Origin of the sequence: Streptomyces sp. MS06, from assembly GCF_047200655.1 — a bacterium.
Classification (GTDB): Bacteria; Actinomycetota; Actinomycetes; order Streptomycetales; family Streptomycetaceae; genus Streptomyces.
On the sequence record NZ_JBJZOJ010000023.1, the window covers coordinates 94,439 to 108,399 of the forward strand.

General features: G+C 72.4%; 12 protein-coding genes and 1 pseudogene. 11 read left to right on the forward strand and 2 right to left on the reverse strand.

Annotated features, from left to right (window positions below):
• Window positions 1-25: 25 nt before the first annotated feature.
• The gene (locus ACL02U_RS15100) at window positions 26-1,822 is read right to left on the reverse strand and encodes an AMP-dependent synthetase/ligase (RefSeq protein WP_412791320.1); all 1,797 of its coding nucleotides are present in this window, start codon (window positions 1,820-1,822) and stop codon (window positions 26-28) included.
• Window positions 1,823-2,138: 316 nt separating this feature from the next.
• Here ACL02U_RS15100 and ACL02U_RS15105 point away from each other — a divergent pair, with 316 nt between their 5' ends.
• The 10 genes and pseudogenes from ACL02U_RS15105 (at window position 2,139) to ACL02U_RS15150 (ending at window position 10,741) form a co-directional block, all read left to right on the forward strand.
• Complete coding sequence (locus tag ACL02U_RS15105) at window positions 2,139-2,936, forward strand: metallophosphoesterase family protein (RefSeq protein WP_412791321.1); 798 nt, start codon at window positions 2,139-2,141, stop codon at window positions 2,934-2,936.
• Between the two features lie 311 nt (window positions 2,937-3,247).
• The gene (locus ACL02U_RS15110) at window positions 3,248-3,691 is read left to right on the forward strand and encodes an SRPBCC family protein (protein ID WP_412791322.1); all 444 of its coding nucleotides are present in this window, start codon (window positions 3,248-3,250) and stop codon (window positions 3,689-3,691) included.
• A 258-nt stretch (window positions 3,692-3,949) separates the two neighbouring features.
• Window positions 3,950-5,119 (forward strand): ArsA family ATPase, encoded by a 1,170-nt coding sequence (locus ACL02U_RS15115; RefSeq protein ID WP_412791323.1) that lies wholly within the window; start codon window positions 3,950-3,952, stop codon window positions 5,117-5,119.
• A gap of 295 nt (window positions 5,120-5,414) precedes the next feature.
• Window positions 5,415-6,047, forward strand: coding sequence for a DUF5304 domain-containing protein (locus ACL02U_RS15120; protein WP_412791324.1), 633 nt, complete (start codon window positions 5,415-5,417; stop codon window positions 6,045-6,047).
• A gap of 52 nt (window positions 6,048-6,099) precedes the next feature.
• Window positions 6,100-7,053, forward strand: coding sequence for an ROK family glucokinase (locus ACL02U_RS15125; RefSeq protein WP_412791325.1), 954 nt, complete (start codon window positions 6,100-6,102; stop codon window positions 7,051-7,053).
• 70 nt (window positions 7,054-7,123) lie between these two features.
• On the forward strand, window positions 7,124-7,903 hold the full coding sequence (locus ACL02U_RS15130) for an endonuclease/exonuclease/phosphatase family protein (protein ID WP_412791326.1): 780 nt from the start codon (window positions 7,124-7,126) through the stop codon (window positions 7,901-7,903).
• A gap of 247 nt (window positions 7,904-8,150) precedes the next feature.
• Window positions 8,151-8,318: pseudogene (locus tag ACL02U_RS15135) on the forward strand (hypothetical protein); the annotation flags it as partial.
• 225 nt (window positions 8,319-8,543) lie between these two features.
• Window positions 8,544-9,611, forward strand: a complete 1,068-nt coding sequence (locus ACL02U_RS15140) for a hypothetical protein (protein WP_412791327.1) — start codon at window positions 8,544-8,546, stop codon at window positions 9,609-9,611.
• A gap of 66 nt (window positions 9,612-9,677) precedes the next feature.
• Window positions 9,678-9,902 (forward strand): hypothetical protein, encoded by a 225-nt coding sequence (locus ACL02U_RS15145; protein ID WP_412791328.1) that lies wholly within the window; start codon window positions 9,678-9,680, stop codon window positions 9,900-9,902.
• Window positions 9,899-10,741, forward strand: a complete 843-nt coding sequence (locus ACL02U_RS15150; protein ID WP_412791329.1) for a hypothetical protein — start codon at window positions 9,899-9,901, stop codon at window positions 10,739-10,741. The genes ACL02U_RS15145 and ACL02U_RS15150 overlap by 4 nt, the downstream gene beginning before the upstream one ends.
• An 81-nt stretch (window positions 10,742-10,822) precedes the next feature.
• Here ACL02U_RS15150 and ACL02U_RS15155 read toward each other — a convergent pair whose 3' ends face one another.
• Window positions 10,823-11,335, reverse strand: a complete 513-nt coding sequence (locus tag ACL02U_RS15155; protein WP_412791330.1) for a hypothetical protein — start codon at window positions 11,333-11,335, stop codon at window positions 10,823-10,825.
• A gap of 271 nt (window positions 11,336-11,606) precedes the next feature.
• Between ACL02U_RS15155 and ACL02U_RS15160 the strand changes: the two genes are divergently transcribed.
• On the forward strand, window positions 11,607-13,961 hold a 2,355-nt coding region (locus ACL02U_RS15160), incomplete at its 3' end, for a DNRLRE domain-containing protein (RefSeq protein WP_412791331.1).

The window sequence follows — 13,961 nt, forward strand, 5'->3', positions numbered from 1 at the left end:
CGCCCGCCCGCGGCGAACCGCGCCCCTACTTCGCGTAGATCGCCTCGATCTCGTCCGCGTAGTCCTTCGCCACCACGTTCCGCTTCAGCTTCAGCGAGGGCGTCAGATGGCCGGACTCCTCCGTGAACTGGGCGCCGAGCACCCGGAAGCTGCGCACCGACTCCGCCTTCGACACCGCGGCGTTGCCGTCGTCGACCGCGGCCTGGACCGCGGCGAGCAGGTCCGGGTCCTCGCGCAGCGACGCCGCGGTGGCCCCCGCCGGCTTGCCGTGCTCGGCTGCCCAGCGGCCCAGGAACTCCTCGTCGACGGTGATCAGCGCGCCCACGAACGGCCGCCCGTCGCCCACCACCATGCACTCCGCGACCAGCGCGTGCGCCCGGATGCGGTCCTCCAGCACCGCCGGAGCGACGTTCTTGCCGCCCGCGGTCACGATGATCTCCTTCTTGCGGCCGGTGATCCTCAGGTAGCCGTCCTCGTCCAGGGCGCCGATGTCCCCGGTGTGGAACCAGCCGTCGGTCAGCGCCTCGGCCGTCGCGCCCGGGTTGTTCCAGTACTCCTTGAACAGGTGGTCGCCGTGCAGCAGCACCTCGCCGTCGTCGGCGATGCGCACCACCGAGCCGGGCAGCGGCTGGCCGACCGTACCGATCTTCTGCCGGTCCCACGGGTTGAAGGCGGTGGCCGCGCAGGACTCGGTGAGGCCGTAGCCCTCCAGGACGGTGAAGCCGATGCCGCGGAAGAAGTGGCCGAGCCGTTCGCCGAGCGGCGCCCCGCCGGAGATGGCGTACTCGCCGCGGCCGCCGAGCACCGCGCGCAGCTTCCCGTAGACCAGCCGGTCGAAGATCCTGTGCCTGATCCGCAGGCCGACGGACGGGCCGGACGGGCCGTCCATCGCCTTGCTCCAGGCGATGGCGGTGTCCGCGGCCCGGTCGAAGATCCGGCCCTTGCCGTCGGCCTGCGCCTTGGCCCGCGCCGAGTTGTAGACCTTCTCGAACACCCGCGGCACGCCGAGGATCAGCGTCGGGCGGAACGCGGCCAGCTCGTCGGTGAGGTTCTTGATGTCCGGGACGCAGCCCAGCTTGATCGGCGCCATCATCGGGGCGATCTGCACCAGCCGTCCGAAGACGTGCGCGAGGGGGAGGAACAGCAGAACGGAGCACTCACCGGTGCGGAACAGCGGCCCCATCCGCTCCACCACGTTCCCGCACTCGGCGAAGAAGCTGCGGTGGGTGAGCACGCAGCCCTTCGGGCGGCCCGTGGTGCCGGAGGTGTAGACGATGGTCGCCGGGTCGTCGGCCCGGGCCAGCGAACTGCGCTCCTCGACGGCCGTGTCGGACACGTCCCGCCCGGCCCGCCCCAGCTCCTCCACTCCGCCCGCCTCGATCTGCCAGACGTGCTTGAGCGCGGGCAGCGACTCGCGCACCGCCTCCACGGCCGCGGTGTGGCCGTCCAGCTCGGTCAGGCAGGCGGTGGCCCCCGAGTCGGAGAGGATCCACCGCACCTGCTCCGGCGAACTGGTCTCGTACACCGGCACGGTGACCGCGCCCGCGCTCCAGATCGCGAAGTCGAGCAGGGTCCACTCGTAGCGGGTGCGGGACATCAGGCCGACCCGGTCGCCCGGCTGCACCCCGGAGGCGATGAGGCCCTTGGCCGCGGCGCGCACCTCGGAGAGGAACCGGACGGCGGAGACGTCCTGCCAGGCGCCGCCCACCTTGCGGGCGATCACGGCGACGTCCGGATGCTGCGCGGCGTTGCGGCGGACGATGTCGGTCAGGTTGCCGTCGGCAGGGACCTCGTACAAAGCCGGAAGGCTGAACTCGCGCAAGACTGCTGCTCCTCATAGGGCGCCGGCGCCACGACGTTGTGTGATGCGACGGTGCGGTCCAAGGCTCGGTCGGGTGCCCCGGAACCTCCCCAGAGGGTTGTGGAGCCCACTGGTTGAATTCCCGAGCACGACTGGACTGCCCGGACGTTACCCGCCGGTATGGCTTCTTCGACAGGGGGGCCGGCGAGATGTTCGCTGCGTCACACAGTCGTGGCTTCCTGTGCGCAGAGTAGTCGAGGGGAACCGTGACGAGCCAGTAACCGCAGGTCCGGCCGCCACTGTTCACGGGCCACCACTCCGCATACCCTTGATCGCCATGTCACCCGTACCGGTCGGCGGTCCGAGGACCCGCGTCCACGTGGTCAGCGACGTGCACGGCAACGCCCGCGACCTGGCCCGCGCCGGGGACGGCGCGGATGCCCTGATCTGCCTGGGTGACCTGGTCCTGTTCCTGGACTACGCCGACCACTCGCGCGGCATCTTCCCCGACCTCTTCGGGGTGCGGAACGCCGACCGCATCGTCGAGCTGCGCACCGCACGCCGCTACACCGAGGCGCGGGAGTTCGGCGCCCGGCTGTGGGCCGGCATCGAGGGCGACCGGCGCGCGCTGATCGAGCAGGCGGTGCGCAAGCAGTACGCGGAACTCTTCGCGGCCTTCCCCACCCCGACCTACGCCACCTACGGCAACGTCGACATGCCGCCGCTCTGGCCCGAGTACGCCGGCCCCGGCACGACCGTGCTGGACGGGGAGCGGGTGGAGATCGGCGGCCGCACCTTCGGCTTCGTCGGCGGCGGACTGCGCACCCCGATGCGCACCCCCTACGAGATCGACGACGAGGAGTACGCGGCGAAGGTCGAGGCGGTCGGCGAGGTCGACGTGCTGTGCACGCACATCCCGCCGGAGGTGCCGGAGCTGGTCTACGACACCGTCGCGCGCCGCTTCGAGCGCGGCAGCCGCGCCCTGCTGGACGCGATCCGCCGCACCCGCCCCCGCTACGCCCTGTTCGGCCACGTCCACCAGCCGCTGGTGCGCAGGATGCGGATCGGGGCGACGGAGTGCGTGAACGTCGGGCACTTCGCCGGCACGGGGAAGCCGTGGGCACTGCAGTGGTGAGGGCCACGGGTGCCGCAGGCTCCCCGGGTGTCGCAGGTGTCGCAGGCTCCCCGGGTGTCGCAGGCTCCCCGGGTGTCGCAGGCTCCCCGGGTGTCGCGGGTGTCGCGGGTGTCGCAGGTGTCGCAGGTGTCGCAGGTGTCGCGGGTGCGCGTGCCGCGGTGGCGGGTGCCGTGGGGCGCCTTCCCGGCCGTCGGTGCAGATGGCGGTCGTCCCGGCCGGCGGGCCGCGCGGTAGCCTTCACGCTGCATCCACGTGCGCACGCACGCGCACGGCGACCTCACTAACGGCCCGCATCTGGAGGAGCCACGGCGATGGCGGAACACACCAGCTCGAGCATCACGATCGATGCGGCACCGGCCGACGTCATGGAGGTGATCGCCGACTTCGCCCGCTATCCGGACTGGACGGGCGAGGTGAAGGAGGCGGAGGTCCTCGAGAAGGACGAGCAGGGCCGAGCCGCGCAGGTGCGCCTGGTGATGGACGCGGGCGCGATCAAGGACGACCAGACGCTGGCCTACACCTGGACCGGCGCGAACGAGGTCTCCTGGACCCTGGTCAAGTCCCAGATGCTCCGCTCCCTCGACGGCTCCTACCTCCTCGCACCCGCGGGCGAGGCCACCACCGAGGTCACCTACCGGCTCACCGTCGACGTCAAGATCCCGATGCTCGGGATGATCAAGCGGAAGGCCGAGAAGGTCATCATCGACCGCGCACTGGCGGGACTGAAGAAGAGGGTGGAGTCGGACCGCTCGTAGAACCGACCGGGGGATCGGGGTCGGGGACGTGGACGTGGACGTGGACGTGGACGGGGACGGGGATCGGGGACCGGATCCGCAGGGCCGGTACCCGGTACCCGGCACCCCGCCGGCACCCGGTACCCGCCCGGCGGGCCGCGGGGTACGGACCCCCGGCCGCCGGGGCCGGCCCCGGCGGGGGCGTCCCGGCGCCCGCAGTACTCGCCCGGATGCCCGGCATCCCGAGTGCGGTGCCCCGCTTGGGTAGCGTTCACTCCCATGCGCACCCTCCTGATCACGGGCCCCGGCGGAAACGGCCGTACCACCCTCGCGGCCGCCACCGCACTCGCCGCCGCCCGCGAGGGCACCCGCACCCTCGTCCTGACCGCCGACCGCACCGACACCCTCGGTACGGTGCTGGGCACCCCGACCGGGTCCGCCCCCCGCGAGGCCGCCCCCGGGCTCACCGCCTGGCGCCCCGACCCGGCCGCCGGGTTCCGCGACGATCTGGCCGCCTTCCAGGAACGCGCGGCGAACCTCCTCGACCTCCTCGGCGCCGGCCCGCTCGACCCGGACGAGGTCACCCCCCTGCCCGGCGCCGAGGAACTGGCCCTGCTGCGCGCCCTGCGGGACGCGGCGCTCGCCGAGCAGCACGAGCTGCTCGTCGTCGACCTGCCGCCCACCCCGCAGGCCCTCGCCCTGCTCGCGCTGCCCGAGCAGCTCCGCCGCTACCTGCGCCGCCTGCTTCCCACCGAGCGGCAGGCCGCCCGCGCGCTGCGCCCCGTCCTCGGCCGCCTCGCCGGCGTGCCGATGCCCGCGGAACGGCTGTACGACACCGCGGCCCGGTGGGACGTCGAACTGGCGGCGGTGGAGGCCGTCCTCGCCGACCGCGGCACCCGGGTGCGGCTGGTCGCCGAGCCCGGACCGGCCGGCGCCGACGGCGTCCGCACCGCCCTGATCGGCCTCGCCCTGCGCGCCCTGCCGGTCGACTGCCTCCTCGCCAACCGGGTCCTGCCCGAGGACCCGGCCGGCTCCTGGCTGGCCGGCCCGGTCGCCCAGCAGCGCAAGACGCTGGAGGACTGGCACGGCACGTACGGCGCCCGCACGATCGCCCACCTCGGCCGCGACCCGCGCGGCACCGACGACCTCGCCGCGCTCGCCCCGCCCGGCGTGCCGGAGCGCACCCCGGCCGTCGAGTGGCCCGTCACCGACCGGCTCGCCGAGGACGGCGTGCTCGTCTGGCACATCCCGCTGCCCGGCGCCCGGCGCGAGGAACTCGACCTGGTCCGGCGCGGCGACGAACTCGTCGTCACGGTCGGTCCCTTCCGGCGGATCGCCCCCCTGCCCTCCGCGCTGCGCCGCTGCTCCGTCGCCGGGGCGGGGCTCAGCGACGGCGAACTGCGGGTCCGCTTCACCCCTGACCCGGACCTGTGGCCCCGCACGCCCTGACCGCGCCGTTCCCGCGCCCGCCGGTCCCGCGGGCGGTTCGACCGAGGCGCCGCCACGAAGGCGCCGGTGTCGACGATCGGCGAGGCGCGCGGGCGGCGGCGACCGTGCGGGCCCCGCGCCCCCGCGCCCCGCGCGCCCCCGCGCGCCCGGCGATGTCGGGTGACCTCGGGTGACGTCCGTCCCGCCGGGGCGCGGAACCGGTCCCGGGTCCCGTGCCCCGGCGGCCTCGGGGACGTCAACCGCGGCCACGCGTTCCGGTACCGTCGTAGGGACGAACCGTAGTCAGGAGCCCGCCATGAGCGAAGAGCGCCCCAGGCCCGAGGGCGACGCCGAGGCCGCCGCGGCCCGGGACGGCGACCCGGCGCCCCGCGCCGCGGACACCGACGCCATCGCCGACGCCACCTCCCCCACCGAGACCCGCGACGAGACCCGCACAGAGACCCGCGACGAGACCCGCACAGAGACCCGTACCGAGACCGACGCCGACGCCTGGGCCACCGCCTGCGCCGAGGACCTGGCGGAGGAGAAGGCCCGCCGCCGCGCCCAGCACGGCCCGCCGCCCGGCTCGGCCGCCGAGGAACTGCGCAGGCTCGCCGACACGGTCGCCGAGAAGCTGTCCGGTCTGCAGGCCCCGCTCGGCGCCGTCGCCGGGCCCGCCGCCCAGCAGATGGTGCGGCAGGCCGTCCAGCAGGCCAGGGCCGCGGTGGACCCGGTCATAGAGCGCAATCCGGATGTGTTCGATCATCTCGCCGCCGCCGGTGGCGAACTGCTCGCCGCGTACCGCTCCGCCGTCCAGGCGCAGGAGCGGCGGTGGGCCACCGGGACGCGCGACCCGCGCCGGGAGCCGCCCGCGGATCCCGACGGCCCTCAGAAGCCCCGGGACGGCGGCGAGGGCAGCGGCCCCGGGCAGCGCATCGACTTGGACTGACCCCCCTCGGGTACGGTTGGCCATAGCGGGGCTCGACCGAACTGAGGGATTCATGGGACTCACCATCGGCGTCGACATCGGCGGCACCAAGATCGCGGCCGGCGTGGTCGACGAGGAAGGCAACATCCTCTCGACCTTCAAGGTGCCGACCCCCACCACGCCCGAGGCCATCGTGGACGCCATCGCCTCGGCCGTGGAGGGCGCACGCCCGGGGCACGACATCGTCGGCGTGGGCATCGGTGCTGCCGGATACGTCAACCGCCAGCGCTCCACCGTGTACTTCGCGCCCAACATCGACTGGCGCAACGAGCCTTTGAAGGAGAAGGTCGAGGCCCGCACCGGCCTCCCCGTCGTCGTGGAGAACGACGCCAACGCCGCCGCGTGGGGCGAGTACCGGTTCGGCGCCGGCAAGGGCCACCGGAACGTCATCTGCATCACGCTCGGCACCGGCCTCGGCGGCGGCATCGTGATCGGCAACAAGCTCCGCCGCGGCCACTTCGGGGTGGCGGCCGAGTTCGGCCACATCCGCATGGTGCCGGACGGGCTGCTGTGCGGCTGCGGCTCGCAGGGCTGCTGGGAGCAGTACGCCTCCGGCCGCGCCCTGGTCCGCTACGCCAAGCAGCGCGCCAACGCCACCCCCGAGATCGCCGACATCCTGCTCGGCCTGGGAGACGGCACCCCCGAGGGCATCGAGGGCAAGCACATCTCCATGGCCGCCCGGCAGGGCTGCCCGGTCGCCGTGGACTCCTACCGCGAGCTGGCCCGCTGGGTCGGCGCCGGCCTCGCCGACCTCGCCTCCCTCTTCGACCCGTCCGCCTTCATCGTCGGCGGCGGCCTGTCGGACGAGGGCGAACTGGTGCTGGACCCGATCCGCAAGTCGTACAAGCGCTGGCTGGTCGGCGGCAACTGGCGCCCGGTCGCCGAGGTCCGCGCCGCCGAGCTGGGCAACGAGGCCGGCCTGGTCGGCGCGGCCGACCTGGCCCGGGAGCCCGACCCGGTCATGTGACACCGCGAGACCGCCCGCGATGCCCGCCGCTCCCCGAGGGGACGGCGGGCATCGGCGTATCTTGATCCACATGGCGAACGCGATCCCGCTGCTCCCCAACTCCACGACCGAGGAAGACGGTTCGGCCGTCGTCCGGGTGCTGAGCTACAACATCCGGTCAATGCGCGACGACCCCGCGGCCCTCGCCCGGGTGATCCGGTCGTGCGCGCCCGACCTGGTCCTCGTGCAGGAGGCGCCCCGCTTCTTCCGCTGGCGCAAGAAGCTCGCCCGGCTGGCCCGCGCCGCAGACCTGGTCGTCCTCTCCGGCGGCGGCACCGCCGCCGGCCCGGCCCTGCTGTGCTCCCTGCGCGCCACCGTCGAACGCACCGAGGACGTGCTGCTGCCGCTCACCCCCGGACTGCACCGGCGCGGATTCGCCACCGCCGTCGTCCGCTTCGGCGCCGCCCGGCTCGGCGTCCTCAGCTGCCACCTGTCACTGGAGGCCGGCGAGCGGTACGCGCAGGGCGGGCTGCTCCTCGACCGGCTCGCCGGGATGGGCGTCGACCACGCCGTCGCGGGCGGCGACCTCAACGAGGGCCCCGACGGCCGCACCTTCCGCCGCCTCGCCGGCCACCTGCAGGACTGCCGGGCCGTGGCCCCCTGGGGCGGCGAGCACACCTGGACGCCCGCCGACCCGACCCGGCGCATCGACACCGTCTTCGCCACCCCCGGTGTCGAAGTGCTCGGCTGCGGTGTGCCCCAGGGCCACCCCGGGGTCGCCGAGGCCGACGTCCAGGCGGCCACCGACCACCTGCCGGTCCTCGCCGCGCTGCGCCTCCCCGCCCCGAACCGACCGCCGACGTCCCCCTGACGCGGCACCGGCACAGTCCGGAGCAGACCCGCGGCCCCACCAGGAGTCGAGCGGGTGCGGTGGCGTCGGCTCGGTCACGTACGGCGAACGGGATAAGGCCAACGGCAACCGGGCCACCGGCGTCGACGCCTGCCTCACGGACGGCGCCCTGGACGGCGGTAGCCCGTCCAACCCCCGGGTCGTCCCCGGCTGCAAGTGGGCGCAGTCGTACGCGAAGGAACTGGGCGTCTCTGATGCCAAGTATTCCGTGAACGCCTGCCATCTGCTGGGCGACCAACTCGGCGGCGAGGGCGTCCTGGCGAACGAGGCAACCTGCGGACGGCCCACGAACTCCTCACGCCAGGATCCCACCGACCCCGGCCGTCCCGGCTACATGCGGGAGTTCGAGGACGCGACGCGCGCCCAGGTGGAGTCCGGCGCGGACGTCCACTACCACGTGGAACCTGTGTACGAGGGGAACGCGCAGTGCCCTACGCCTTCGCCATGGTGGCCGCCAGCACGAGGGGCGAGCTGCGTGCCGACGTGGTGCCCGACGTCATCTGCAGTCCGGCACAGCGGACGTGGGCCAACATAGGCCTCACAGCGTGTTCCTCATGCCGGAACCGGCTGCCCACTCCCGGCGTCAGGTGAGAAGTTGATCATGAACGAAATGGTAAGGCGGCTGACCACGTTGTTGCCTCCTCCCTCGGCCGGGGCGGAACCGCTGCCCTGGGAGGAGGCCCAGGCCGTCCACGGAACAGCTTTGCCGCAGGACTTCCGGGATTTCGTGGACACCTACGGCTATGGAAGCCTGGACGATGTACTCAGGGTCTGTCCTGCCGGTGGGCGGGGCGGAGAAGTCGACGATCCTGCCGTGCGTGGGTTGCCCTCCACGGTGGAGGGCGAATTCCGGACCTTCCACGGGACGGTGCGGTTCCCGCCCTGGCCCGCCGAAGGGGCCCTGCTGAGTTGGGGCACCACCCCCGTCGGCTACGACCTCTTCTGGCGGAAGCGGGGAAACGACCCGGACACTTGGCCGGTCGTGATCGTCGGTTACCGCAGCGGGACAGCGGTGGAGCTGTCCTGCGGCATGGCGGAATTCCTCGTCCGCATGCTCGGCGATCCCCTGGACCGCCCGGTCGGCATCACGGGCATCCCAGGACATCCGCACTCGCGTTACCTGAGCGTCCGGGAGGAGGCCGATCTCGAGGACGCTGGGGAGGACCCTTGGGAGTACCTCGACGACTTCTGGGACGAGCGGGAGCGCGAGCGGGCGGACAGCGACGAGGTCGCCTGGGTGCAAGGCCCGGGACGGCACCAGCATGACAATCCGCCCGTGCCGCGGCTTACCGTCCAGGGTTTCGGCCTGGACGGCGACCATCTGCGTGTGTCGGCGACCCTGGACCTCGAACCGACGGCGCCGGTCACGGCCGCGGTACGAATCGGCGGCCCGAACGGTGACGTTCTGCGTCGTGAGGGTCTGCCGGTCTCCACGTCGGGCGGTGCCGGGGATCCGCTCGTCCTCGACATCTGGCTGCACGAGGACATGAACGACACGAGCATGTCATGGCGGGACCTCATACACGCCATGAGCCACGAGCCCGAGTGGTGCCTCTCGGTCTCGGTGAAGGACTGGGCGATCGGCGCTGCACGTGGGCGGCGCGGCATCGTGACGGGTACGGGCATGCACGAGAGCGGGGTGAACACGGCGTACGGGGCTTGGCCGTGAGACCTGTGACGTGCCAGCAGGCTCTCGCTGCAGGGTCCGCTGATCGTGCAGGGAAGGGAAGAGGGCATGCATTCCGCAGTCAGAGAGTTGCAGCGGCTCCTGCCGCCTCCGTCGGCGGGCGTGGAGGTTCTGTCCTGGGGAGAGGTCCGGGCCGAGTGGGGGACCGGGTTCCCGCGTGACTACCGCGACTTCATGGAGGTGTACGGCCGGGGAAGCATCGACAACCTGATCGTCGTCGCCACGCCCGAGAGCCGGTCGGCGAGCGGGGCGTGCTCACCGTGCGCCGGATGACACCTGCTGTGGGGGTGGATTACGAGACCTTCCACGGCAAGAGGCACTTTCCCGCCTGGCCGGCCCCGGGGGCGCTGCTCGGCTGGGGTGTGACCCCGATCGGGTACGACCTGCTCTGGCGGGTCACCGGGGATGATCCGGACGACTGGCCCGTGGTCGTCGTCGGGCACCGGGAGGGCTGGGCCTACGAGCTGCCGTACGGGATGGCGGAGTTTTTCGTCCGGATGCTGGGGGACTCGCGAGGGCGCCCGGTCGATCTGCGGGACATCCTCGGTCATCCGCATTCCCGGTTCCTTTCCGCGGGCGAGCAGCGCGCGCTGGAGGCTGCCGGTCAGGATCCCTGGGAGTACGTGGACGAGTTCCTGGAGAGGCAAGAAGCCGAGCGGGCGGAGCAGGAGGTGGTCAGGTGGATCTTTGAGCCGGTGTGTTCCCACGCCGACCTGCCGCCGGTGGGACGGTTGACGGTCGAGGGGTTCGGGATGGCGGGTGACGAGCTGCGGCTGTCCGCCACGTTGGACGAGGAGCCGAGTGGTCCGGTTCGTGTCTCCCTGTACGTCGAGGGGCCGAGCGGCAGCTTTCTGAGGCGGGAGGGTCTGGTTCCGGTGGTGGAGCGGGTGAACGGGCTGCTCGTCCTCGATGTCCGTTTGCCCGAGTCGATGAACGGCAGCGGCATGGCCTGGCCCGAGATGGTGGATGCCATGGGCCGTGAGGAGGACTGGTCGCTGACCCTGTCGGTGACGGACCCGGCCATCGCCGAAGCCCGTGCCCGGCAGGGCATCGTCGTCGGCCACGGCATGCAGGAGAGCACGGTCGACACCGCCCTCGGAGTATGGCCGTGACCCCGGTGCGCATGGGGCTTTCTCTGCACCCGGAGGGGCTAACCGGGGTGCGGTGAGGCCGTCCCCGGTTCGCAGGTCGCGCTACGGTTGTGCGCCGACCGCCTCGGCGATGGCGGACGCGGTTGCCCCATCGGGGGAGAGCGTCGCGACGCGACCGGTGCCGGTGGGCTCTTCGGTGATCAGGAGGAAGTGACTGGTCTGCCCGGGTTCGCCGGCCGCCTCGAGGACGGCGCCGCGCAGGGCCGGGCTGACGGCGACGACGGTCGTGCAGTGCATGTGGGTGAGCGTGTCGAGGTAGCCGCCGGGTGTTGCGGCCGGGGGCAGCACGAAGCGTTGCGCTATCAGGTGGGGATCGTGGGCGGCGGCCTGACGCAGAGCCGTCCACACGCGGCCGCCGGTGACCGGATCTGTGCGGTTGTCCGTGAGCAGGCAGCCCCTTCGGGCCGTGGCGACCGAGGAGACGGGAGTCGGGGGCCCTCCTTCGGCGCTCCCGCCCTGCCGGCCGGCCGACCAGTAGGTCAACACGGCGGCGAAAGCGGCGATGAGGAGGGCGGAAGCGCCGAGCACGGCCCGACTCGGCGGAGTTCGTCGCATGCGTGGAATCCCTTGAATCCTTCGCGTTCGTGAGGTCGCGCGGATCGTACCCGGGACTGCCTGAGACCTGTCGACGCGGGTGGGCACGGCAAAGATCAAGCCATGATCGCGAACGCAACCGGTAAAGCAGTCTTGTCGTGTTCCCGGCATGACTGTTTCGATCACCCACTGCGGCGTCACGGACGTGGCGCCGATCTGGTGATTCCGAGTTTCCATCCGGGTGGGGGTTTCCATGCGCCGCGTGCCGCGTCGGCATGTCTGGGTAACGCTGATGGCCGTGGTGCTTGCCGGCTGGGCGCAGACCGGTAGCGCGTTCGCCGCGTCGCACCCGGGGACGTCGGTGAGGACCGCCCTCGCGGACGTGACGCGTTGGCTGGCCGCCGGGGACGGCTCGGGTCCGCATTCGGTGACGGGCACGGCCGCGGACGTGCGCCGGGCGAAGGCGGGCGAAGGGCACCCGGCAGGTGCCCGACCGGGGCGGGCGAAGGGCGAACTGCCGCCCGAGACGACGGCGCACGTGTCCGCTCGCCAAGGCGAGTCGAGCAGCCCGAAGCACGGCTACGACCCAGGGACGTCCAAGCGACTGGCCGCCAAGTCCGGGGCCGGGTTCGACTACTTCCGCAACGCCGACGGCACATTCACCCGCCGCGTCTTCCGGCAGGTCGTCAACTACCGTGACAGCGCCGGTGACTGGCAGCCGATCGACTCCACCCTGGTGTCCGCGAGCGGGCACCGGGTGCGGGAGAAGGCGAACTCGCTGAGCGTGTCGTTCGCGTCGAGGGCGCCGGGCTCCACCCCTCGGGCAGCGGGCACCGCCACCGACGGCACCCCGGCGTCCGCCGCCCCGGCCTTCACCTCGGGCACCGGTACCGCACGCGCTGCCGTGTACCGGGCCCCGGCAGGGGTTTCGGCGCTGCCGGGGCAGTCGCAGGCGGTACCGGTCGACACGGTCGTGACGGGTGGCACCTCCGACGGGCCGCTGGCCACCCTGGCGCTCTCGTCGTCCCGGTCGGTGTCCTGGTCGCTCTCCGGGGCGAGCAGTGTGCCGGCCTCGGTTTCGGGTTCCCGGGCCGAGTACGACGGGATCCTGCCGGACACCAGCCTCGTGCTGGAGGGCAACGGCGACGGCGTCAAGGAGTCCATCATCCTGAAGTCGGCGGCGGCGCCGACGAGCTGGGTCTTCCCCATGTCGCTGCACGGGCTGTCGCTGGCCACCGCGGCGGACGGCACCGTGGAACTGGTCGACGACGCCGGCACGGCCATGGCGACCCTCCCCAAGCCCTACGCCTTCGACGCGGCCGTGGACCCGGTGTCGGGGGAGCACCACGAGAACTGGTCGATGCAGTACTCGGTCACGACCGTGGACGGCTCGCCCGCGGTCCGGATGTCGCTGGACCCGTCCTGGCTGCAGGATCCCGCCGTGGACTTCCCCGTCACGGTCGACCCGACCATGACGGTGTCGACGTCCGGTCAGACCGACACCACCTACGCCGAGTACCCGTACGCCCAGGACTTCTCCTCCGCCTCCGTGCTGAAGATCGGCACGTATGACGGCGGCGGGCACATCGGCGAGTCGTTCATCAAACTCCCGAACCTGCCGAAGAGCAACGGCTACCACATCACCGGCGCGAAGCTGGGCCTGTTCGACATCTGGGCCTCCACCTGCGGCACGACCAGTTCGTACCACGTGTACCCGATCGCCTCGTCCTGGAGCGTGACCGGCAGCAAGTCGTGGTCCGACCGGCCGCCCACGGCGGCGGCGATCGGCACCTGGTCGGGCAAGCCGTCGTCGAGCGTGTGCGGGAACTCCTCGCTGAACTCCTCCACGGGCCAGTGGCAGTACACGACCCTGTCGACCGACTACTTCCAGGACATCGCCCTCGGGAAGACCGCGAACAACGGGATCGCGGTGTTCTCCTCGGGTACGGACTCCACGAGCTGGAAGCAGTTCGACTCCGACCACGTCTCCGGTCACGCACCGTACGTCGACGTCACCTACGCGCCCGACCAGGCGCCGGACGTCGTCCACACCTATCCGGTCACCGGGTTCACCGCCTCGACGCTCACCCCGCAGCTCCAGGCCGTGGCCTCCGATCCGGACAGCTGGCCGAACTCCTCGCTGACGTACGACTTCGCGCTGTACAACACGTCCGGCTCGCTGCTGGAGTCCTCCGGCTCCCAGTCCGCCGCCTACTGGGACGTACCGGTGGGCGACCTGTCCTGGGGGAAGACCTACTACTGGACCGTCTCCGCCTTCGACGGCTGGACCACGACGACCAGCAGCACGCAGGCGTTCTCCACCGCGGTCGCCCAGCCCCTGGTCGCCTCCCACCTGGCGCAGAACTCCGGCCACGGCTACGGCCCGGAAGCGGGCAACTTCACCACCGGCGCCACGGACGCCCGGATCGCCGCGGTCGGGCCCCGACTGCAGGTGGACCGGGCCTACAACTCGCTGGACGTGCGCACCTCCGGCGCGTTCGGAGCCGGCTGGTCGTCGATGGCCGACATGAGGGTGCGGCCGGACGACGACGGTTCGGGCGGCGTGGTGGTCACCGGTGCGGACGGCCGGCAGGAGCGGTTCGGCCGCAACAGCTCCGAACTGCACGAGATCGCCGGCGTCGGCGAC

Bases quoted from the DNA above. Each gene is read 5' to 3' on its own strand.
- ACL02U_RS15105 (WP_412791321.1), top strand. From the start codon at position 2,139: ATGTCACCCGTACCGGTCGGCGGTCCGAGGACCCGCGTCCACGTGGTC.
- ACL02U_RS15110 (WP_412791322.1), top strand. From the start codon at position 3,248: ATGGCGGAACACACCAGCTCGAGCATCACGATCGATGCGGCACCGGCC.
- ACL02U_RS15115 (WP_412791323.1), top strand. From the start codon at position 3,950: ATGCGCACCCTCCTGATCACGGGCCCCGGCGGAAACGGCCGTACCACC.
- ACL02U_RS15120 (WP_412791324.1), top strand. From the start codon at position 5,415: ATGAGCGAAGAGCGCCCCAGGCCCGAGGGCGACGCCGAGGCCGCCGCG.
- ACL02U_RS15125 (WP_412791325.1), top strand. From the start codon at position 6,100: ATGGGACTCACCATCGGCGTCGACATCGGCGGCACCAAGATCGCGGCC.
- ACL02U_RS15130 (WP_412791326.1), top strand. From the start codon at position 7,124: ATGGCGAACGCGATCCCGCTGCTCCCCAACTCCACGACCGAGGAAGAC.
- ACL02U_RS15140 (WP_412791327.1), top strand. From the start codon at position 8,544: ATGAACGAAATGGTAAGGCGGCTGACCACGTTGTTGCCTCCTCCCTCG.
- ACL02U_RS15145 (WP_412791328.1), top strand. From the start codon at position 9,678: ATGCATTCCGCAGTCAGAGAGTTGCAGCGGCTCCTGCCGCCTCCGTCG.
- ACL02U_RS15150 (WP_412791329.1), top strand. From the start codon at position 9,899: ATGACACCTGCTGTGGGGGTGGATTACGAGACCTTCCACGGCAAGAGG.
- ACL02U_RS15155 (WP_412791330.1), bottom strand. From the start codon at position 11,335: ATGCGACGAACTCCGCCGAGTCGGGCCGTGCTCGGCGCTTCCGCCCTC.